The organism is Micromonospora reichwaldensis, from assembly GCF_031845925.1.
In the GTDB taxonomy this organism is placed as follows: Bacteria; Actinomycetota; Actinomycetes; order Mycobacteriales; family Micromonosporaceae; genus Micromonospora; species Micromonospora reichwaldensis.
Window position 1 is genome coordinate 1 of the sequence record NZ_JAVRFL010000009.1, and the last position, 19241, is coordinate 19241.

18 protein-coding genes are annotated in these 19241 nt (G+C 74.6%); 11 read left to right on the forward strand and 7 right to left on the reverse strand.

Annotated features, from left to right (window positions below):
• On the reverse strand, positions 1–2216 hold a 2216-nt coding region (locus tag RM555_RS09375), incomplete at its 3' end, for a DNA topoisomerase IV subunit A (protein ID WP_311411372.1).
• A gap of 29 nt (positions 2217–2245) precedes the next feature.
• The gene (locus RM555_RS09380; protein WP_311411373.1) at positions 2246–4303 is read right to left on the reverse strand and encodes a DNA gyrase/topoisomerase IV subunit B; all 2058 of its coding nucleotides are present in this window, start codon (positions 4301–4303) and stop codon (positions 2246–2248) included.
• A 446-nt stretch (positions 4304–4749) separates the two neighbouring features.
• Here RM555_RS09380 and RM555_RS09385 point away from each other — a divergent pair, with 446 nt between their 5' ends.
• On the forward strand, positions 4750–6009 hold the full coding sequence (locus tag RM555_RS09385; protein ID WP_311411374.1) for an SGNH/GDSL hydrolase family protein: 1260 nt from the start codon (positions 4750–4752) through the stop codon (positions 6007–6009).
• 228 nt (positions 6010–6237) lie between these two features.
• Here RM555_RS09385 and RM555_RS09390 read toward each other — a convergent pair whose 3' ends face one another.
• Together RM555_RS09390 and RM555_RS09395 are read right to left on the reverse strand one after the other, a co-directional pair.
• On the reverse strand, positions 6238–6879 hold the full coding sequence (locus RM555_RS09390) for a class I SAM-dependent methyltransferase (RefSeq protein WP_311411375.1): 642 nt from the start codon (positions 6877–6879) through the stop codon (positions 6238–6240).
• Between the two features lie 9 nt (positions 6880–6888).
• Positions 6889–7488 carry an RrF2 family transcriptional regulator gene (locus tag RM555_RS09395; RefSeq protein ID WP_311411376.1) on the reverse strand — a complete coding sequence of 200 codons (600 nt, stop codon included), beginning with the start codon at positions 7486–7488 and terminating at the stop codon, positions 6889–6891.
• Positions 7489–7601: 113 nt separating this feature from the next.
• Between RM555_RS09395 and RM555_RS09400 the strand changes: the two genes are divergently transcribed.
• The 5 genes from RM555_RS09400 (at position 7602) to RM555_RS09420 (ending at position 12554) form a co-directional block, all read left to right on the forward strand.
• Positions 7602–8870: a globin domain-containing protein gene (locus tag RM555_RS09400; protein ID WP_396888725.1), complete on the forward strand. Its 1269-nt coding sequence runs from the start codon at positions 7602–7604 to the stop codon at positions 8868–8870.
• A 221-nt stretch (positions 8871–9091) separates the two neighbouring features.
• A complete protein-coding gene (locus tag RM555_RS09405; RefSeq protein ID WP_151455859.1) occupies positions 9092–10309 on the forward strand; it encodes a glycosyltransferase in 1218 nt (405 codons plus the stop codon).
• A 100-nt stretch (positions 10310–10409) separates the two neighbouring features.
• Positions 10410–11273 (forward strand): alpha/beta hydrolase family protein, encoded by an 864-nt coding sequence (locus RM555_RS09410; RefSeq protein ID WP_311411378.1) that lies wholly within the window; start codon positions 10410–10412, stop codon positions 11271–11273.
• A 116-nt stretch (positions 11274–11389) separates the two neighbouring features.
• The gene (locus RM555_RS09415; protein WP_311411379.1) at positions 11390–12025 is read left to right on the forward strand and encodes a hypothetical protein; all 636 of its coding nucleotides are present in this window, start codon (positions 11390–11392) and stop codon (positions 12023–12025) included.
• A 163-nt stretch (positions 12026–12188) separates the two neighbouring features.
• The gene (locus tag RM555_RS09420; RefSeq protein ID WP_311411380.1) at positions 12189–12554 is read left to right on the forward strand and encodes a hypothetical protein; all 366 of its coding nucleotides are present in this window, start codon (positions 12189–12191) and stop codon (positions 12552–12554) included.
• A gap of 96 nt (positions 12555–12650) precedes the next feature.
• Here the strand turns inward: RM555_RS09420 and RM555_RS09425 are convergent, their stop codons facing one another.
• The 3 genes from RM555_RS09425 to RM555_RS09435 form a co-directional block, all read right to left on the reverse strand.
• Positions 12651–13178 (reverse strand): DinB family protein, encoded by a 528-nt coding sequence (locus RM555_RS09425; protein WP_311411381.1) that lies wholly within the window; start codon positions 13176–13178, stop codon positions 12651–12653.
• Positions 13179–13238: 60 nt separating this feature from the next.
• Complete coding sequence (locus RM555_RS09430) at positions 13239–13430, reverse strand: hypothetical protein (RefSeq protein ID WP_311411382.1); 192 nt, start codon at positions 13428–13430, stop codon at positions 13239–13241.
• 102 nt (positions 13431–13532) lie between these two features.
• A complete protein-coding gene (locus RM555_RS09435) occupies positions 13533–14444 on the reverse strand; it encodes a DUF72 domain-containing protein (RefSeq protein WP_311411383.1) in 912 nt (303 codons plus the stop codon).
• 212 nt (positions 14445–14656) lie between these two features.
• Here RM555_RS09435 and RM555_RS09440 point away from each other — a divergent pair, with 212 nt between their 5' ends.
• From RM555_RS09440 to RM555_RS09460, 5 genes are all read left to right on the forward strand, one after another.
• Complete coding sequence (locus RM555_RS09440) at positions 14657–15577, forward strand: hypothetical protein (RefSeq protein WP_311411384.1); 921 nt, start codon at positions 14657–14659, stop codon at positions 15575–15577.
• Positions 15578–15773: 196 nt separating this feature from the next.
• The gene (locus RM555_RS09445; RefSeq protein WP_311411385.1) at positions 15774–16529 is read left to right on the forward strand and encodes a Pr6Pr family membrane protein; all 756 of its coding nucleotides are present in this window, start codon (positions 15774–15776) and stop codon (positions 16527–16529) included.
• Between the two features lie 119 nt (positions 16530–16648).
• Positions 16649–17695, forward strand: a complete 1047-nt coding sequence (locus RM555_RS09450) for an NAD(P)-dependent alcohol dehydrogenase (protein ID WP_311411386.1) — start codon at positions 16649–16651, stop codon at positions 17693–17695.
• Between the two features lie 24 nt (positions 17696–17719).
• Positions 17720–18235, forward strand: a complete 516-nt coding sequence (locus RM555_RS09455) for a 2'-5' RNA ligase family protein (protein ID WP_311411387.1) — start codon at positions 17720–17722, stop codon at positions 18233–18235.
• A 101-nt stretch (positions 18236–18336) separates the two neighbouring features.
• The gene (locus tag RM555_RS09460) at positions 18337–19203 is read left to right on the forward strand and encodes a S1 family peptidase (RefSeq protein WP_311411388.1); all 867 of its coding nucleotides are present in this window, start codon (positions 18337–18339) and stop codon (positions 19201–19203) included.
• The last annotated feature ends 38 nt before the right edge of the window (positions 19204–19241 follow it).

A 19241-nucleotide genomic window follows, 5' to 3' on the forward strand; every position in this document is an offset into this window, starting at 1 on the left:
ATGGTGGAGAGCTCGGCGATCTCCTTGCGGAGCTTCTCCTGCTCGGCCTCCAGCTCGATCCGGTCGTACTTGGTCAGCCGGCGCAGCGGAGTGTCCAGGATGTAGGTGGCCTGGATGTCGGAGAGCCGCAGCAACGACGCCTCCGAGGTGACGAAGGTGAGCGTCTCCGCGCCGTCGGTGAGCCAGGTCGCCCCGACCACCTCGTCGCCCTCCCGCAGGCCGATCACCTCGAACTCGTCGGAGCGCACGGGCCACTCCGGCGCGCAGACCTTGACCACGCCCTGCCGGGTGCCCAGGGCGAGGCCCGGGGAGCCCTCGGCCGTCGGCCCGAGCGGCGCCAGCCCGACCACGGTCTCCCCCGGTTCCAGCGGCACCAGCTCGGCGGCGGCCATCCCACCGCGCAGCGACACCGTCCCGGCCTGCTCCGGCAGCACCGGCAGCGGCAGCACGTCGACCTTGAACGCGCGGCCGGCGCTGGTCACCAGCAGCACCTTCCCCCGGGCGGTGGAGTGCACGACGGCGCGTACGGCATCGTGCTTGGTCCGGCCGTGCCGCCGGCGACCCTCGGACGCCTCCTCCGACTCTGCCGCCGTCCGGGCGACCAGCCCGGTCGCGGAGAGGATCACCTGGCAGGGGTCGTCGGCGACCTCCAGCGGGCCGGCCGGCGCGGACGCGGCCAGCACCTCCTTGAGGTCACCGTCGACGAGCGTGGTGCGCCGCGCCGCGCCGAACTGCTTCACCACCGCCGCCAGCTCGTCGGAGACGACCTTCTTCAGCACCTTCGGGTCGTCGAGGATGGTGGAGAGCTCGGCGATCTCCTTGCGGAGCTTCTCCTGCTCGGCCTCCAGCTCGATCCGGTCGTACTTGGTCAGCCGGCGCAGCGGAGTGTCCAGGATGTAGGTGGCCTGGATGTCGGAGAGCCTGAACTTCTGCATCAGGCCGTCCTTGGCGGCCTGGGCGTCCTCGCTGGCCCGGATGAGCTTGACCACCCTGTCGATGTCGAGCAGCGCGATCAGCAGGCCGTCGACCAGGTGCAGCCGCTCCTGGCGTTTGCGCCGGCGGTACGAGCTGCGCCGGGTCACCACCTCGTAGCGGTGGGCCAGGAAGACCTCCAGCAGCGCCTTCAGCCCGAGGGTCTGCGGCTGCCCGTCGACCAGCACCAGGTTGTTGACGCCGAACGACTGCTCCAGCGGGGTGAGCCGGTAGAGGTCGGCGAGCAGCGCCTGCGGGTTGACGCCGACCTTGCACTCGACGACCAGGCGGGTGCCGCTCTCCCGGTCGGTGAGGTCCTTGACGTCGGCGATGCCGGTGAGCCGCTTGGTCTTGTTGACCTCGTTGGTGATGGCCGCGATGACCTTCTCGGCGCCGACGCCGTACGGCAGCTCCACGACGGTGATCGCCTGCCGTCCCCGGCTGCCCTCCAGCGGGCCGATCTCGACCTTGCCCCGCATCCGGACCACCCCGCGCCCGGTCTCGTAGGCCCGACGCACCTCGTCGAGCCCGAGCAGGAGCCCACCGGTGGGCAGGTCCGGACCGGGGACGAACTCCATGAGCTTGTCGAGGGTGGCGTCGGGGTGGTTGATCAGCCAGCGGGCGGCGGAGACCACCTCGCCGAGGTTGTGCGGGATCATGTTGGTCGCCATGCCGACCGCGATCCCCGACGCGCCGTTGACCAGCAGGTTGGGGAACGCGGCGGGCAGCACGGTGGGCTGGGTCAGCGAGCCGTCGTAGTTGGGCTCGACGTCGACCGTGTCCTCGCCCAGCTCGCCGACGAGCAGCATCGCCTCGCGCGACATCCGCGCCTCGGTGTATCTCGAGGCCGCCGGCCCGTCGTCCGGGCTCCCAAAATTTCCGTGCCCGTCGATTAGTGGCGCGTTCAGGGAGAAGCCCTGGGCCAGGCGGACCATCGCGTCGTAGATCGCGGTGTCGCCGTGCGGGTGGTACTTGCCCATCACGTCGCCGACGATGCGCGCGGACTTCACGTGCCCCCGGTCGGGGCGGTGCCCCTGCTCGTGCATCGACCACAGGATGCGCCGGTGCACCGGCTTGAGGCCGTCGCGGGCGTCGGGCAGGGCCCGGGAGTGGATCACCGAGAAGGCGTACTCCAGGTAGGAGTCGGAGACCTCGGTGACCAGCGGGTTGTCGAAGACCCGCGCGCCGGCCTGGTCGAAGGCGGACAGGTCCACCTTGGCGCGGTCGTCCTTGCGGCGTGCCATCGTTCAGCTTCCCTCTCGGCGGGTGGTGCTCATGCGTCGATCGCCTCGCGGTCGACCCGGTCGGCGGAGTCGATCAGCCAGTTGCGGCGCGGCTCGACCTTCTCCCCCATGAGCAGTTCGAGGATCCGCTCGGCGGCGTCGACGTCGTCGAGGGTGATCCGGCGCACGGCCCGGGTGGCCGGGTTCATCGTCGTCTCCCACAGCTCGTCGGCGTCCATCTCGCCCAGGCCCTTGAACCGCGGGATCGGGGTGACGATCTGCTTGCCGGCCTTCTCCAGCTTGCGGACCGTGGCCTCCATCTCGGCCTGGGTGTAGGTGTAGATCGTCTGCGGGTTGCGCCCCCTGGTGGTGATCTTGTGCAGGGGCGGCATCGCCGCGTAGAGCCGGCCGGCCTCGATCAGCGGTCGCATGTAGCGGGCGAAGAGCGTGATCAGCAGGGTGCGGATGTGCGCGCCGTCGACGTCGGCGTCCGCCATGATCAGCACCCGGCCGTAGCGCATGGCGGACAGGTCGAACGTGCGGCCGGAGCCGGCACCGAGCACCTGCACGATGGCGGCGCACTCGGCGTTGTCCAGCACCTGCTGGAGGTTGGCCTTCTGCACGTTGAGGATCTTGCCCCGGATCGGAAGAAGCGCCTGATATTCGGCAGATCGGGCAAGTCGCCCTGTCCCGAGTGCGCTGTCCCCCTCCACGATGAACAGCTCACTGCGCGCGATGCCCGCCGCGCGGCAGTCGACCAGCTTCGGCGGCATCGACGCGCCCTCCAGGGCGGTCTTGCGCCGGGCGGCGTCCTTCTGCTGCTTCTGGGTCAGCCGTACGCGCGCCGCGTCGACGATCTTCTGCAGGACCGTACGCGCCTCGGCCTTGGTCCGGCGGTCCTCCAGCCACGCCTTCAGGTGCTGCTCGACCAGCCCCTGGATCACCTTCGTGATGCCGGCGGTGGAGAGCTCGTCCTTGGTCTGCGAGGTGAACTGGGGCTCCGGGATCCGGACGTGCACGACCGCGGTCATGCCCTCCAGGACGTCGTCGAGGGTCGGCGGGTCCTCCTTGGCCTTGAGCAGGCCACGGGTGTTGCGGACGGCGTCGGCGAGGGTACGCGCCAGGCCCCGCTCGAAGCCCTTGCGGTGGGTGCCGCCGTGCGCGTTGCGGATGGTGTTGGTGAAGCACTCGACGGTGCGCTCGTAGCCCGTGCCCCAGCGGAAGGCCACCTCGACCTCGGCCCGACGCTGCACGTTGGACTGCATGACCCCGTTGGCGTCGGCGGCGTTCTCCCGGTAGGTGCCCTCGCCGGTGACCATCAGCATGCCGGAGACGGGCCGGTCGCCGGCCGGGGCGAGGAACTCCACCATGTCCGTCAGGCCGTCGGGGTAGTGGAAGCTCTCCTCGGTCGGCTCCTCGCCGGTGTGGTCGCGCAGCGTGTAGCTCACGCCCGGCACCAGGAACGCCGTGTTGCGCAGCTTCATCCGCACGGCCTCGGCGTCCAGGCCGGCGCCGGTCTCGAAGTAGCGTGCGTCGTGCCACCAGCGGATCGAGGTGCCGGTGCGCTGGCCGCGCTTCATCGCGCCGACGATCTGGAGCCCGGGGCCCGGGGTGAACGCGGCGTCGGGGCCGTCGCCGTCGAAGATCCCCGGCACGCCGTGCCGGAACGACATCGCGTGGACCTTGCCGCCCCGGCGGACGGTGACGTCGAACCGGCGGGACAGCGCGTTGACCGCCGAGGCGCCCACGCCGTGCAGACCGCCGGAGGTCTTGTAGCCGGAGCCGCCGAACTTGCCGCCCGCGTGCAGCCGGGTGAGCACCAGCTCGACGCCGGAGATGCCGGACTTCGCGTGCACGTCGGTGGGGATGCCCCGACCGTCGTCGTCGACCTGGACCGAGCCGTCGGCGTGCAGCGTCACCTCCACCTTCGTGGCGTGGCCGGCGACGCCCTCGTCCGTCGAGTTGTCGAGGATCTCGTTGACGAGGTGACCCACGCCACGGCTGTCGGTGGAGCCGATGTACATGCCGGGCCGCTTGCGGACGGCGTCCAGCCCCTCGAGGTGCGTGAGGTCGTCGGCCCCATACAGGGTCTCAGGCTCTGCGGTCAACTGGTCGTACTCCCAGGTCTCGGCGATGTGGTGCCGCGTCCGACGTCGTCGGCCGGCCGGCGCGCCGCAGCGAGCCTAACCGGGAGATGCGACAGGACGACGGCGCCCCGCAGCGAGGCACGCGCCTCGTCGTGGGTCGGGCCCGGGCGGCAGGGTAACGCGTTCCGTCCGGTTCCGACGTGTCGGAGCCACCGTGACCGGTTTGGGTGCGGGGCCGGTCGCGGGCGTTCCACCCGGACAACAACGATGCGGTGGCCGGCCTTCCCCCACGCGGCGGACGCCCCGGAGCGGCGCTCCGACCGCCGACGCCCGCGGGGCCGCGGCCAGGGCGAGTGTGTCCCTCTCGGAAAGATCTTGTTACGGGCCATTGACGCCCGTCGTGCCGGAGTGATCTGATCGCGCCCTCGGAGGATCTTTCACGTTTCGATGGACAGTTAGGGGACGACATGTCCAGGTTCCGTCGTACCGCACTCGCGGCGGCGCTCGCCGTCGCCACCGCCACCCTGTCGACCGCCGTCGGGCTGAGCGCCCCGGCCTCGGCGGCCCCGCCCACCGCCGCGGTGGCGCTCGGCGACAGCTTCATCAGCGGCGAGGGCGCCGGGGCGTACACCCCGGTGGCCGACGCCAACGGGGTCGCCCAGGGCTTCCCGGGCTGGACCGCCGCGAACAACAACGCGTTCTTCTGCCACCGCTCGGCGAACGCCTCACTGCACCGGGCCAACCTGCCGGGCATCCAGGACCGGTTCAACCTCGCCTGCTCCGGCGGGCAGCCGCACGACATCGCCGCCGCCTCCTCGGCCCGGGCCAACGGCCGCCAGGTGGCCGCCCAGCTCGACCAGCTCCGCGCGGTCGGCCGGACCCACGACATCGACCTGGTGCTGCTCGGGCTCGGCTCGAACAACAGCTCGTTCACCTTCGGCAACGTCGCGGAGAAGTGCGCCAACCGGTTCATCGCCGACGCCTGGACCGGCTGGTGGGAGTTCTGGGCCTACCTGGGCGGGCCGGTGGAGCAGAAGCCCTGCACCGACGCCGACCTGGCCACCGCCGCCCAGTGGAGCGCCGCGACCGCGGAGACCACCTCGGCCGTACGCCAGCTTCTCACCACGCTGCGCGAGATCGACGCCGACGGTCAGCACCGGATCGTCCTGCAGGACTACACCAACCCGCTGCCGTTCGACCTCGAGGCGCGCTTCCACGAGGAGGACAGCCGTGACGACACCCGGGACAAGTTCCGCGCGCTGGGTGCCGAGCGGTACGCGGCCGGCTGCCCGATCCACCGGGCCAGCCTGCTGCCGGGGCACCGCTTCTCGCAGGGGCTGGGCACCCTGGTGAAGTCCACCCGGGACACCCTGGCCGCCGAGTTCCCCGGCGCGGACCTGGTCTACCTCAACGTGCAGCGGGCCTTCGACGGCGCCCGGCTCTGCGAGTCGGGAACCAGCCCGGCCGGCACCCTGGCCACCCCGATCCGGCTGCAGGACAGCCCGCCCAACGGCGTCTTCGTCACCAGCCTCTCCGGCAAGGACAAGATCGCCATCCAGCGGATCGCGAACACCTGCGTGAGCTACTTCCAGACCTGCCAGGAGTCGTGGCACCCGAACGCCGCCGGCCACCAGGTGCTCGGGCAGTGCCTGACGGGCGCGGCCACCACCGGTGCGCGTTCCGTGGCCTGCGTCCGCGCCGGGGACGGCTCGATCACGGTCTCCTGACCGCGACCCCGTCCCGGAACCCCGTGCCGCCCGGCGCGGGGTTCCGCCACGTCCGGGCCCGGAACGGACCAACGCGGCAACCGTGAGTGGCACCGGTCCGACGGCCACGGACCACCGGCGCGGCCAAGGCCACGGCCACGGCCGATCGCCCCGGCCACGGACCACCGGCGCGGCCACCGACAGCCGGCTCGGTCACGGACGACCGGCGCGGTCACGGGCGAGGATGGATCAGTCGCGGGTGGCCACGCCGAGCACGTGCGGGGCGGCCGGGGCCGGGAGTCGGCTGTCGGGAAAGCGGAACGCGTCCAGCTCGGTGACGGTGAAGCCCGCCGCCCGGATCGCGGCCACCGTGTCGCGGCCCGTGTGGCAGCCGCCGCAGAGCAACGGCCAGACGGTCGCGTCGGCCAACCGCTGCACGCGGCGCAGGCCGGGACTCTGCGCGCGTACGTGCTCGAAGAAGCGCACCTGCCCACCGGGCCGCAGCACCCGGCGGGCCTCGCGCAGCGCGGCGGCCTGGTCGGCCACCGAGCAGAGGACCAGGGAGAGCACCACCGCGTCGGCGTCGCCGTCGGGCGCCGGCAGCGCCTCGGCGAGGCCGTCGACCACCTCGACGGGTACGGGGGCCGCGCCCGCCGCCTCCCGGGCCGCCGCCCGGAGCCGGGGCTCCGGCTCCACCGCCAGCACCCGCTCGACGGTGCCCGGGTAGTGCGCGAAGGTGCGGCCGTTGCCGGCGCCGACCTCGACCACCCGGCCCGCGAGGCCGGCGACGAGGCGGCGCCGGTGAGCGGCCGCGCCGGCGCGGTCCATCGCCACGCTCGCCCGCTGGAACACCCGGGCGAAGACCGGGTGGGAGACCTCGTTGGCGGGCATCGTCACTCCTCAGACCGGACCGGGTACGGCCGGCCGGGCTCCGGCGGGCCCGACAGGCGACGGCGGCGCGTGGGGCTCCGGCGGGCCCGGCACGGTCGCGGAGGGCGACGCGTCGCGCCCCGGCGGCCTCCCGGACGGCGTCGCGTCGCGCCCGGGCAACCCTTCGGACGGCGCCGACCGGGGGCGGGGCAGGCCGAGGGCGAGCAGCGCCGGGCCGGTCGGCCCGGCGACGAGCTCGCCGAGGGTCACGTCGTCCAGCACGGCGAGGAAGGCGTCGCGGGCGCGGCGCAGTTCGCCCCGCAGCCGGCAGGCCGCGCGCAGCGAGCAGGCCGGCTCGTCGCAGGACACCACCTCGTCGTCGCCCTCGAAGGCCCGGACCACGTGCCCGACCGTGGCGTTCCCGCCGTCCTCGGCGAAGGCCACCCCGCCGGAACGGCCCCGGATGGTGACCAGCACCCCGAGCCGCTGCAACCGCTGCACCACCTTGGCGACGTGGTTGCGGGGCAGGTCGAGCTGGTCGGACAGCTCGTCCACGGTCATCCGTCGCGGGTTCGCGGCGGCCAGCATGGCGATGCGCAGCGCCATGTCGGTGGACCGGTTGAGCTTCACGCCTCGACCCTAGCCAGCGCCGTCGACCGCCCACCACGGCCGACCGGGCCCCGGGTGTGATCCGGACGACCCTCGACCCGGGACCTTCGGCCCTGAAGAGGTATTTCGAATACCTGTTTTGCTGTCGGGGCCCGAGCGGTTCAGCCCAGAAGGAGACAGTCGTGCTCTCGGAGTCCTCAGCAGCAGTGGTGACGGCGACCCTGCCCGCCGTGCAGGCGCACGGCGAGGCGATCACCGGCCGGTTCTACCAGCGGATGTTCGACGCGCACCCCGAACTGCTGAACATCTTCAACCGCAGCAACCAGGCCACCGGCACCCAGAAGGCCGCCCTCGCCGCCGCCGTGGTCGCGTACGCGGAGCACCTGACCGGCGGCAGCCACGCACCGTGGGGGCCGATCCTGGACCGCATCGCGCACAAGCACGCCTCGCTCGGCATCACCGCCACCCAGTACACGATCGTCGGCCGGCACCTGCTCGCCGCCGTCGGCGAGGTGCTCGGCGACGCCGTCACCGACGAGGTCGCGGCGGCCTGGGACGAGGTCTACTGGCTGCTGGCCTGCGAGCTGATCGCCCGGGAGGCCCGCCTCTACACCGTGGCCGGGCTGGCCGAGGGCGAGCCGGTCTGGCGGGACTGGCGGGTCGTCGCCCGGGCCACCGAGGCGCTGGACGTCGTGTCGTTCACCCTGGTCCCGGCCGACGGCGGCCCGGTGCCCACCTTCGTCCCGGGCCAGTACACCTCGGTCGCCGTCGACCTCGACGGCGGGCGCGGACAGCAGATCCGGCAGTACAGCCTCTCCGGCCGTCCCGGCGCCGACCACTGGCGGATCACCGTCAAGCGCGTACGCGGTGTCGGCGACGCCCCCGACGGCATGGTCTCCACCTTCCTGCACGAGCGCGTGGGCGTCGACGACGTCCTCCGGCTCAGCCCGGCGTTCGGCGAGGTCAGCGCGGTGGCCGGGGAGGGCCCGCTGCTGCTGGTCAGCGCGGGCATCGGCCTGACCCCGGCGATGGCCGCCCTGGAGCACCTGGCCGCCACCGAGCCGCAGCGCCCGGTGGTGCTGGTGCACGCCGACCGGGCCGGCGCGGCGCACGCGTTCCGCGGCGAACTGCCGCGCCTGCACGCCGCGCTGCCCAACCTGCGCACCGCCCTCTGGTACGAGGACCTCACCGACGGCGAACTGGCCGGGGTGACCGCCGAGGTCATCCCGGGCCGGGTCGACCCGGCGTTGATCCCGCTCTCCCCCGACGCCCACGTGCACCTCTGCGGGCCGCTGCCGTTCATGAACACCGTCCGGGGCGGCCTGCTGCGCCGGGGGGTGCCGGTGGAGCGGATCGCCTACGAGGTCTTCGGTCCGGGCATGCTCCACGACGACCGGTCCTGACCGGCTGCGACCGGCCGGTCACGGGCGGTGGGGCGGTTCGCCCCGCCGCCCGCCGGCCTCTCCACACCCGACGGACGTTCCGTCAGGACGAGCCGGGCAGGCGGCGGTTAGGAGGGGAGGCCGAGGGTAGGGACTCCAGCGGCGGGGTCCGCCAGGCGGCGAGGAGACGCCCCGGGGCTCGACCGGGTCCCCGCCGACGGGCCGGCCGATGGAGGAAGCACATGCGTATCGCGATGATCTCGGAGCACGCCAGTCCGCTCGCCGTCGGAGGGGTGGAGGAGTCCGGCGGTCAGCACACGCACGTGGCGGAGCTCGCCGCCGCGCTGGCCGGCGAGGGACACGACGTCCGCGTCTACACCCGCCGGGACTCCACCGTCCCGCCCGACTCCGTCGTCACCCCGGACGGCTACCGGGTGTGCCAGGTGCCGGCCGGTCCGGCGCTGCGGGTGCCGAGGGACGAGCTGCTGCCGCACCTGGGCGAGTTCGGGCGCTGGCTGGCCGGTCAGTGGCGCGACGGCGGCTGGGCGCCGGACGTGGCGCACGCCCACTTCTGGACGAGCGGGCTGGCCACCCTGCACGCCGGCCGGCGCACCGGGGTGCCAGTGGTGCTGACGTACCACAGCCTCGGCTCGGTGAAGCGGCGGTTGCAGGGCGCCCGGGACACCAGCCCACCGGGCCGGGTGGGCTACGAGCGGGCCCTGGGGCGGGCCGCCGACCGGATCATCGTGCAGTGCCAGGACGAGGTCGGCGAGCTGGTCCGCCTCGGCGTGCCCCGGTCCCGGATGACGCTGGTCCCCGCCGGGGTCGACCAGGAGCTGTTCCGTCCCGACGGGCCCGTCGCCCCGCGCGACCCGGCCCGCCCCCGGATCATCACCGTCGGCCGGCTGGTGGAGCGCAAGGGCATCCAGGACGTCATCCGGGCGCTGCCGGCCGTGCCGGACGCCGAGTGCGTGGTGGTCGGCGGCCCGCCGGCGGAGTTGCTCCCCGCGGACGGCTTCGCCCGCCGGCTCCGCGCGCTCGCCGAGTCCTGCGGGGTCGCCGACCGGGTGAAGCTGCTGGGCGGGCTGCCCCGGGAGGAGCTGGCCCCGTGGTACCGCTCGGCGGACCTGCTGGTGGCCGCCCCCTGGTACGAGCCGTTCGGGCTCACCCCGCTGGAGGGCATGGCGTGCGGCGTACCGGTCGTCGGCACGAACGTCGGCGGGATCGCCGACACCGTGGTCGACGGCCTGACCGGCGACCTCGTGCCACCCCGGGACCCCCGGGCCCTCGGCACCGCGGTCCGCCGGCTGCTCGCCGACAAGGTCCGCCGCTTCGCGTACGCGACGGCGGCACTGGACCGGATCCGCAACCGGTACTCGTGGAAGCGCTGCGCCGAGCAGCTGAGCACGGTCTACGCCACGGTCAGCACGGTCGGCCGGCCCGCTCCGGCGGTGGCGTAGCGCAGGGTGGTGGTGGGCGGCCCCCGGTCGACGCCCGGGGGGCGTGACGCCCACCACCCCACGGTTACCCGTCGGTAGCCTCGGGCCGTAGCCTGGGCCGGTGAACGCGACGGGGGAATACCGGCAGGAGTTCGTCGAGGTCGACGGGGCCCGCATCGGGCTACAGGTGTATCCGGATCCGGAGGGCGTCGCCGACGCTCCGCTGGTGCTGATCACGCCCGCGATGGGCGTCCGGGCGCGCTACTACCGGCCGTTTGCCGCCGCGCTGCGCGCCGCCGGCCTGGCCGTGGCGGTGGCCGACCTGCGCGGCACCGGGGAGAGCACCCCGAAGCCGGGCCGCGCCTGCCGGTACGGCTACCCGGAACTGGCCGCCGACGTCGGCGCCGCACTGGCGGCGCTCAAGTCCCGGCGGGACGGGCGCAGGACGCTGCTGCTCGGGCACTCCCTCGGCGGGCAGGCGGCGCTGCTGCACCTCGCCCTGCACGGCGACCACGACGTCGACGGGCTGGCGCTGGTCGCCGTCGGCGTACCGTGGTGGCGCAGCTACCCGGGCCTGCGCGGATACGGCGTCCTGCCGTACACCCAGGGGATCGCGGCGACCGCCCGGCTGCTCGGCGTCTGGCCGGGCTGGGGCTTCGGCGGCCGGCAGGCGCGCGGGGTCATCCGGGACTGGGCGTACACCGCGCGGACCGGGCGCTTCCCGCACCTCGACGGGGTGGACGCCGAAGCGGCCGTGCGGGCGCTGCGGACCCCCGTCCTCGCGGTCAGCGTCGACGACGACCAGTACACCCCGCACGAGACCGTCGACCACCTGTGCGCGAAGCTGGCCGCGGCGCCCGTCGCGCGCGAGCGCTACACGCCGGCGCAGGCCGGCGCCCGGATGGACCACTTCACCTGGGTACGCGCGAGCGCCCCGCTGGCGGCCCGGGTGGCCCGCTTCGCCGCCGACCTGCCGGCCCGCTGACCTGGCGGGACGCGACCGGTATCTGCGCCACCGCGGCGTATCGGCAGGTCACGGGCGGGATTAGCCGGCCGGGCGGCGGGTATGCCGCACCGCCCGACACGGTGGAAGGGGATCAGATGTCCGAACGGCACACCGCACTGCGTTCGATGCACGACCTGGGCCTGGCGGCCTGGTTCGGGGGCTCCCTGATGGGAGCGTTCGGCGTCAACGGCGCGGCGGCACAGATGAACGACTCGACCCAGCGGTTGCCGATGGCCTCGGCCGGCTGGGCCCGGTGGACCCCGGTGAACGCCGCGGCGATCGGCGCCCACCTGGCGGGGGCCGTCGGGGAACTGGTGACGGAGAGCCCCCGGGTGGCCGCCCAGTCGGGGGTGGCCCGGGCCAGCACGCTGAAGACGGCGTTGACGGTCGGCGCGCTCGCGGTGACCGGCTACAGCCGACTGCTCGGCATGAAGCTGGAGAAGGCCGGCGGGCCGGCGGTCGAGGGGGTCACCGAGCCGAACTCGCACACGCCGTCGAACGTGGCGTCGTGCCAGCGGCAGATGCGGATGCTCCAGTGGGCGATCCCGGCGATGACCGGGGCGCTCATCGTGATGACCGCGTACATGGGCGAGCAGCAGAAGCCCGGCGAGGTGTTCCGGGGAATGCTCGGACGCGTCGGCGGCATGCGGAACGCCCCGAAGGGGATGGGCGCGCTCATGGCGATGGGCGGGGCCAGGCAGAAGCGGATGGCGAAGTCCGGCCGCTGCTGACCGACGTGCCGCCGGACGGCGTCCCGCCGACTCCTCGGCGGCGGGGCGCCGCTGCGCGCGTCCCCACCCGCCGGCACCGCAGCCCCGGGGCGCCGACGAGGCATGACCGCCCCGGTGACGGGCACTCGGGGCCGGTACCGGCGGACCGAACAGCGAGGTGGTCATGACGGCAGGAGAGGAACGCGGCGGGGGCCGACGCCCACCGGAGGCGACCACGCCCTGGGTGACCAGGGACGGCATCGACATGGAGCCGCCGTGGGGCGTCGGTGAGCACGACCCCATGAACGAGGGCAGCGAGGAGACCGCCGTGCCGGAGGGGCGGCGCGGTGAGCGGCGGGCGGACGAGCCGGCGGGACCGTCCGGCCCGGCCGGGCGGCACGGCTTCGGCCCGGTCGAACCGACGCCCACGCGGCCGGCGGGCCCCGGCGCGCCGCCCGACCCGGCGCCGGCCCGACGGTCCTTCCCCGACGCCGCCGACGTCGAGGAGCGGACGGAGGACGCGCTGCGGACCAGGGGCCGACGTTCCTGACCGGCACGCCCCGGCACGGGACTGCACGAGGCGTGGCTCCTCGACCTGGACGCCGCGCTGCGCGGACGGGACCGCCCCCGCCGGAAGGCCCGGCGGTCAGGCGTGCCCCGCCGCCCGCAGCAGCCGGAGCTGACCGATCTCGGCCACGTTCTTCATCAGCTCGGCGTTGGCCCAGGCGAGCATGTGCGCCACGGTGTGGCCCGGGTCGTCCTGCCACGGGAACGGCGCGGTGCCGTCGAGGTCGGCGTCGGTGAGCCGGTCGAGGTGCCCCAGCCACTCGGCGCGCAGGCCCCGCAGCCAGGCGACCGTCGGCTCGCCCGCGCCCGGCCAGCGCACGTCGGTGCGCTGGCGCGGTGGCCGTCCCCCGAGATGGTCCATGGTCACCGTCCACCACCAGCCGATGTGCCAGGACAGCCAGCCGATCGTCGGAACCGGCACGGGGTCGGGTTCGGTGTCGGCCCAGTCGGGTGTCCAGCCGCCGGCGGGGTCGCGACGCACCGTCCAGCAGTGCTCGGCCGGTTCCCAGAGGAAGTCCGCCGCGTCGAGGCGCTCGAGGTGGTACTCGAACAGCGACCACGTCAGGTCGAACTGCCAGCGCAGGAGCGCACGGGAGGTTGCCGCCATCCGGCGATCATGCCCGAGGGCACCGGCCCGGTCCACGGAATTGGGCCTCGCGCGACGGGGTCAGCCGCCGGCGGTGTCCTCTCCGGCGACCTCGGCCGGGTCCGCCGCCACCGGGTGACCGGTGTCGTCCACCAGAGCGGGCGCCATGCTGCCGCCGTGCGCCTCCTGCGCCTCCCGGGTCTCGCGCGCCGCCGCGTCCCCCGGTACGCCGGGCGTCGCCTCTTCGAGGTGCTCCTGCCGCTGCTCACCCATCACCGCGTCCCCTTCCGTCGCTCACGCCCCCGCCGGTACCCGGGCGGCCGGCGGGGAAACCTGGCCGCCACGCCGACGATCCCGGGTGGGGCCGGCGCGTGCTCAGGAGGGCGAACCGGCTCCCGCCCGGTCGCGTCCCGCCGGGCGGACCCCGAGCAGTTCCGCGAGTCGGGCGGCGTCACGCTGGGCCTGGTCGCCGCAGCAGTTGTTGAACAGCGCGTGCAGCTCCCCCGCCTGCCCGGCCAGCTCGACCAGGAGTTCCGACCAGCGGCGCAGTTCCTCGTCGCCGTACGCGTAACGGAACTTCTCCTGCTTGTCCCCCGTCTCCCAGGCGGTGCTGTGTCCGTGGAACCGGACGACCGCCAGCTCCGCCGTGGCGAACAGGATGGGCGGCACCGACGAGGCGTGCCCCTGCGGCATGTCGACGCAGACGAACGACAGCCCGCGCTCCCGCAGGAACCCGAGCGTGTCCAGCGCGGCGGTGCCGTCGAACCAGGACGCGTGGCGCAGCTCGACGGCGACCCGCCACGGCTGGCACCGCTCCGCCAGCTCGGCGATGCGCCGCTCGGCGGCGGCCCCACGGGCCAGCCACGGCGGAAACTGGAGCAGGACCGCGCCGAGCCGGCCGGCCGCCGCGATCGGGTCCAGCGCCGCCCGGAACCGGTCCCACAGCTCGTCGTACGCGGCCGCGGGGAGGTCCCGGCGGCGGATCCGGCTCGGGCCGCCGGCCGGGCGCAGGTCGCGGGGCAGCGCCGCCACCGGTGTCGGGTGACCGGTGAAGAGGCTGAACGCCTTGACGTCGAAGGTGAAGCCCTCGGGCGTGGCGTCCACCCAGCCTCGCGTCGTCTCCGGCACGGGCACCGCGTAGTAGGAGGTGTCCACCTCGACCAGCGGGAAGCGCCCGGCGTAGAAGTCGAGCCGACCGGCCGGGGTGGTGGCCGCGCGGGGATACCAGCCCGAGCGCAGCAGCATCTGGTCCGCCCAGGACGACGTGCCCACCTTGATCACACCCATGTGATTCAGTGCACCGCGCACCGGACGAATCGGCAACCGCTGGCGGAAACCCGGCGTCCGGGCATCCTGCGCGAGGCGGTCGACGGCGCCAGCGATCATGGGCGGGCCCGCGGACCCGGTCGGTCCCGTCCCGCCCCCGGCCCGGCACTTGTCGGACGTCACACCCCGACCCGTGTGACGGCCCGACGGCCCGTGGCGCTGAGGGACACGAGATGAACGCACACCGGATGGACCAGGAAACCGCGGAGCGGCTGCTCGACGGCCCTGTCCTCGACCCGCAGGACGGGTCGCAGCCCCTCACGTCGCTGTTGGCGGCGGTCCGCGCCACGCCCCACGCCGACGAACTGGCCGGCGAGGAGACGGCCGTACGGGCCTACCGGCTGGCCCGGGCCGGCAACCCGCCCGGCCGGCCGGAGCCGCGCCGCCGTCCCGCCCTCGCGGGGTTCGGCGTACGCGCCGCGCTGGCCGGTGCCGCCCTCGCCCTCACGGGCGGGGTGGCTCTCGCCGCCACCGGGGGCGCGCTGCCGCTGCCCCACCCGCTGCGGGATCCGGCACCCACCACCGCCGCTGAAGAACCCGCCCCCACCACGGGTGCCGCCCCCACGACGGCCCACCATCCGCCGTCCGCCCCGACGGGCGGAGTGGACGGTCGGCCGGAGCCGGACGCGCCGGTGCGGGAGTGGTGCCGGGCCTACCGGGCGGACGCCGGCGACGGCGGTCTCCCGGACGCCGCCGCCTTCGGTGACCTGATCCGCGCCGCCGGTGGCCACGGGAAGGTGGCCGGCTACTGCGAGCGGGTGCTGGCCGGCGAGCCGAAGAGCCCCGCCCCGCACGGCAGCCCCTCCGGCGGGCCGACAGTCACCCCGACCGGCCGACCCGGCGCGGACCCGACCGGCCGTCCCGGAGTCGAGCCGACCGGCCGACCGGCCGACCCGACCAGCCGACCCGGAGCGGAGCCGACCGGCCGACCGGGAGCCGATCCGAGCCGGCGGGACGGGCCGCCCACGGCGTCGCCGTCTCCCACGGCGTCGCCGTCGGCCACGGCCGCACGACCGGCCCGGCCCGGCCCCGTCCAGGTCCCGTCGGCGCGGGGGCGCCACACCGCCGCGCCGGGCGCCGGCGCGGCGGGCTGACCCGGACGGCCGAACCGCCGGGTTGAGCGCCGGCGAGGCGGGCTGACCGGCGGCCGACGGGTGGGGGCGCGTCCCTGCCGGCACGCCCTCCCCCCGGCGGCGTGGCCCGCCCCTGCCGGCGCCCCCTCCCACGGCGGCGTGGCCCGCGTGCCGTCGGCCGGTGACCTCGGCTTCGAGGGGCTGGTAGCTTGCCCCGATGAGTCTGCGGCGTCGACGCGCGGCGGTGGTCTTCCGCCTGGCGATCGTGATCAGCGTGCTGGCCGGGATCGTGCTCACCGCGCTCGGTTCCGCCACGCTCACCGGCCTGCTGCCCTACTTCACGATCCAGAGCAACCTCGCCGTCGGGCTCTTCGCCGGGTACGCCGCCTGGCTGGCCCGGCAGGACCGGCCCGAGCCGCCCTCGGCGCTCAAGGGCGCGGTCACCCTCTACATCACCATCACCGGCGTGGTCTACCACCTGGTGTTGGCCAACCCGGCCAGCCCGTTCGCGATGCCGCAGGCCGACCGTACGCTCGGCGAGGCGCTGGGCAACCAGTTCCTGCACACCGTCGTGCCCCTGCTGGCCGTGGCGGACTGGGCGCTGTTCGACCGCCGGGGCCGGCTCCGCCCGCGCTACGCGGCCTGGTGGCTGGCGTTCCCCCTCGGATACCTCGGCTTCGCGCTGCTGCGGGGGCTGGTGGTGGACAAGTACCCGTACCCGTTCATCGACGCGGGCGAGTTGGGCTACGCGGGGGTCGCCGTCAGCGCGGTCTTCTTCGCCGCCGCGTTCTGGCTGCTGGGCCTGCTCTTCGTCGCCGTCGACCGGGGCCTGGGCCGCCGTGCCGGAGCGCCGGCCGCCCCCTCGACCAGCCCGGACGCCCACTCCATCACCCCGGACGCCCCCTCGATGGCCCCCGACGCCCCCTCGATGGCCCCGGACGCCGCCCGGCCCGACGCGACGGCCCTGCCCTGACCTCCACGCCAGCGGCGGCTCACCGCCACGGGGCGGACCGAGCGTCCCGGCGGGCCGTTTGGGCTCCCGCGGAACGGGCAGCCGGCAGGCGGACCGGAAGCGGGAGAACAGGAGGCGTCATGCGCGCGCTGCGATTGCCCAACTGGAAGTCGGAGCCCGAACTAGTCGAGGTCGACGAGCCGACCCCGGGCCCGGGTCAGGTGGTCGTGAAGATCGGCGGTGCCGGCGCCTGCCACTCCGACCTGCACCTGATGCACGACTTCGAGGCCGGCGCGGTGCCCTGGAACCCGCCGTTCACCCTCGGCCACGAGAACGCCGGGTGGGTGCACGCGCTCGGCGACGGGGTGAGCGGGCTGACGGTGGGCCAGCCGGTGGCCGTCTACGGGCCGTGGGGCTGCGGCACCTGCGAACGCTGCCGGGTGGGCGTCGACCCGTACTGCGAGAACGTCGCCGAGGCGCCCGTGCCCGGCGGGGGCGGCGGCCTCGGCCTCGACGGGGGCATGGCCGAGTACATGCTGGTGCCGCAGGCCCGGCAGGTCCTACCGCTGCCCGACGGGCTCGACCCGGTGCTGGCGGCGCCGCTGACCGACGCGGGGCTCACCCCGTACCACGCGATCCGCCGCTCCTGGGCGAAGCTGGGCCCGACCAGCACCGCCGTGGTGATCGGGGTGGGTGGGCTCGGGCACGTCGGCGTGCAGATCCTCAAGGCGACCACCGCGGCCCGGGTGATCGCGGTGGACACCCGCGAGGAGGCGCTGAAGCTCGGCGAGGAGTGCGGCGCCGACCTCGCCATGCTCTCCGGCGCGGACACCGCCCAGGAGATCCGCCAGGCTACCGGCGGCCGGGGCGCCGACGTGGTCCTGGACTTCGTCGGCGCCGATGCGACCCTCGCGCTCGGCGCCGCCGCCGCCCGCACCGTCGGCGACCTCACCATCGTCGGCATCGGCGGCGGCACCCTGCCGGTGGGCTTCTTCTCGGTGCCGTACGAGGTGAGCATCCAGACCACGTACTGGGGCAGCCGGCCGGAACTCATCGAGGTGCTCGAACTGGGCGCCCGGGGCCTGGTGAAGCCGAAGGCCAGCACCTTCCCGCTGGACGAGGCGGTCGTCGCGTACCGGAAGATGCGCGACGGCACGCTGGAGGGCCGGGCCGTCGTCGTGCCGTGACCACCGCGGCCCTAGAATGATCATGTGGTCGCGGCGCTGGAGCTCTACCTGGACACCGACGCCACCCGGCGGATCCGGGTGCTCTGGGACGCGCTGGAGTCCGAGGGCGTGCAGAGCATGCGGTCGCTGCTGGAGCAGCGTCACCGGCCACACGTCTCACTCGCCGTCGCGACCCGCTTCGATCCGGAGCGGGTCGCGGCGGCGCTGCGCGGCACGGTGGTGGCCGCGCCGCTGCGGCTGAGCTTCGACCACGCCGGGCAGTTCGTCGGTCGGGTGCTGTGGCTGGGCCCGACCCCCACCGCCGAACTGCTCACGCACCACGCGCGGGTGCACGAGCGGCTGGCCGAGGCGGGGATCGGGCTGGTCGAGCACTACCGGCCGGGGCGTTGGGTGCCGCACTGCACCTTGTCGATGCGGGTGCCGAACGCCCTGATGGCCGCCGCCGTGCGTCGCTGCCTGGAGATGCTGCCGCTGGAGGCGACCGTGGTCGGCGCGGCCCTCACCGACCACGCCCGGGGCATCTCCCACCCGTTGCCGTAGCCGGACCGCGGACGGGTCGTCGACCCGACGAGCCGCTTGTCCGCGTCACGCCGGGGGTGGATCCTGTAGGGAATCGACAGAAACGAATCTATGGAGGTTCGATGCGTCGTCTCCCGCCCGCCCTGCTCCTGCTCGCCGCGCTGCTGCTCGGCCTGCCGACGCCCGCCCACGCCGCCCCCGACCACGGCAAGGTCGCCCCCGACCACGACCCCGGCCGCGCCGCGGCCGCGCTCGCGCAGGTCCGCACCGCCGGCACCGCCTGGGGGCTCGACCCCGCCACCGGCCGGATGACCCTGACCGTCGACGACACCGTCTCCGCCCGGGACGTCGCCGCGCTGCGGGCGACCGCCGCCCGGGCCGGTGCGGTGCTCCGGCACGAGCCGGGCGAACTGCGCATCCTCATCGCCGGCGGGCAGGCGATCTACAGCGGCGGCCGGTGCTCCCTCGGCGCCAACGTCCGCAGCGGCACCACCTACTACTTCGTCACCGCCGGCCACTGCACCGCCGTCGGCACGACCTGGTACGCCAACAGCGCGCAGACCACCGTCCTCGGCAGCCGGGCGGGCAGCAGCTTCCCCGGCAACGACTACGGGCTGGTCCGCTACACGAGCCTGGTCGCCCACCCCAGCGCTGTCTACACGTACCCCGGCCTGCTCACCATCAACGGCGCCGGCAACGCCTACATCGGCCAGGCGGTCTGTCGCAGCGGCTCCACGACGGGGGTGCGCTGCGGCACGGTCACCGGGCTCAACGCGACCGTCAACTACGCCCAGGGCAGCGTCGCCGGCCTGATCCGCACCAACATCTGCGCCGAGCCGGGTGACAGCGGCGGGCCGCTCTACGCCGCCGGCACCGGCACCGTCCTCGGCATCCTCTCCGGTGGCAGCGGCAACTGCACCAGCGGCGGCACCACCTACTACCAGCCGATCATGGAGATCCTGGCCGCGTACGGCGTGACCGTCCCCTGACCCGCCGAGGCCCGGCCCGCGCGACGGGCCGGGCCGGG

Excerpts from the sequence above, each read along its gene's own strand:
- RM555_RS09385 (WP_311411374.1), top strand. The coding sequence starts at position 4,750 with ATGTCCAGGTTCCGTCGTACCGCACTCGCGGCGGCGCTCGCCGTCGCC.
- RM555_RS09390 (WP_311411375.1), bottom strand. The coding sequence starts at position 6,879 with ATGCCCGCCAACGAGGTCTCCCACCCGGTCTTCGCCCGGGTGTTCCAG.
- RM555_RS09405 (WP_151455859.1), top strand. The coding sequence starts at position 9,092 with ATGCGTATCGCGATGATCTCGGAGCACGCCAGTCCGCTCGCCGTCGGA.
- RM555_RS09415 (WP_311411379.1), top strand. The coding sequence starts at position 11,390 with ATGTCCGAACGGCACACCGCACTGCGTTCGATGCACGACCTGGGCCTG.
- RM555_RS09420 (WP_311411380.1), top strand. The coding sequence starts at position 12,189 with ATGACGGCAGGAGAGGAACGCGGCGGGGGCCGACGCCCACCGGAGGCG.
- RM555_RS09425 (WP_311411381.1), bottom strand. The coding sequence starts at position 13,178 with ATGGCGGCAACCTCCCGTGCGCTCCTGCGCTGGCAGTTCGACCTGACG.
- RM555_RS09430 (WP_311411382.1), bottom strand. The coding sequence starts at position 13,430 with ATGGGTGAGCAGCGGCAGGAGCACCTCGAAGAGGCGACGCCCGGCGTA.
- RM555_RS09435 (WP_311411383.1), bottom strand. The coding sequence starts at position 14,444 with ATGGGTGTGATCAAGGTGGGCACGTCGTCCTGGGCGGACCAGATGCTG.
- RM555_RS09440 (WP_311411384.1), top strand. The coding sequence starts at position 14,657 with ATGAACGCACACCGGATGGACCAGGAAACCGCGGAGCGGCTGCTCGAC.
- RM555_RS09445 (WP_311411385.1), top strand. The coding sequence starts at position 15,774 with ATGAGTCTGCGGCGTCGACGCGCGGCGGTGGTCTTCCGCCTGGCGATC.
- RM555_RS09450 (WP_311411386.1), top strand. The coding sequence starts at position 16,649 with ATGCGCGCGCTGCGATTGCCCAACTGGAAGTCGGAGCCCGAACTAGTC.
- RM555_RS09460 (WP_311411388.1), top strand. The coding sequence starts at position 18,337 with ATGCGTCGTCTCCCGCCCGCCCTGCTCCTGCTCGCCGCGCTGCTGCTC.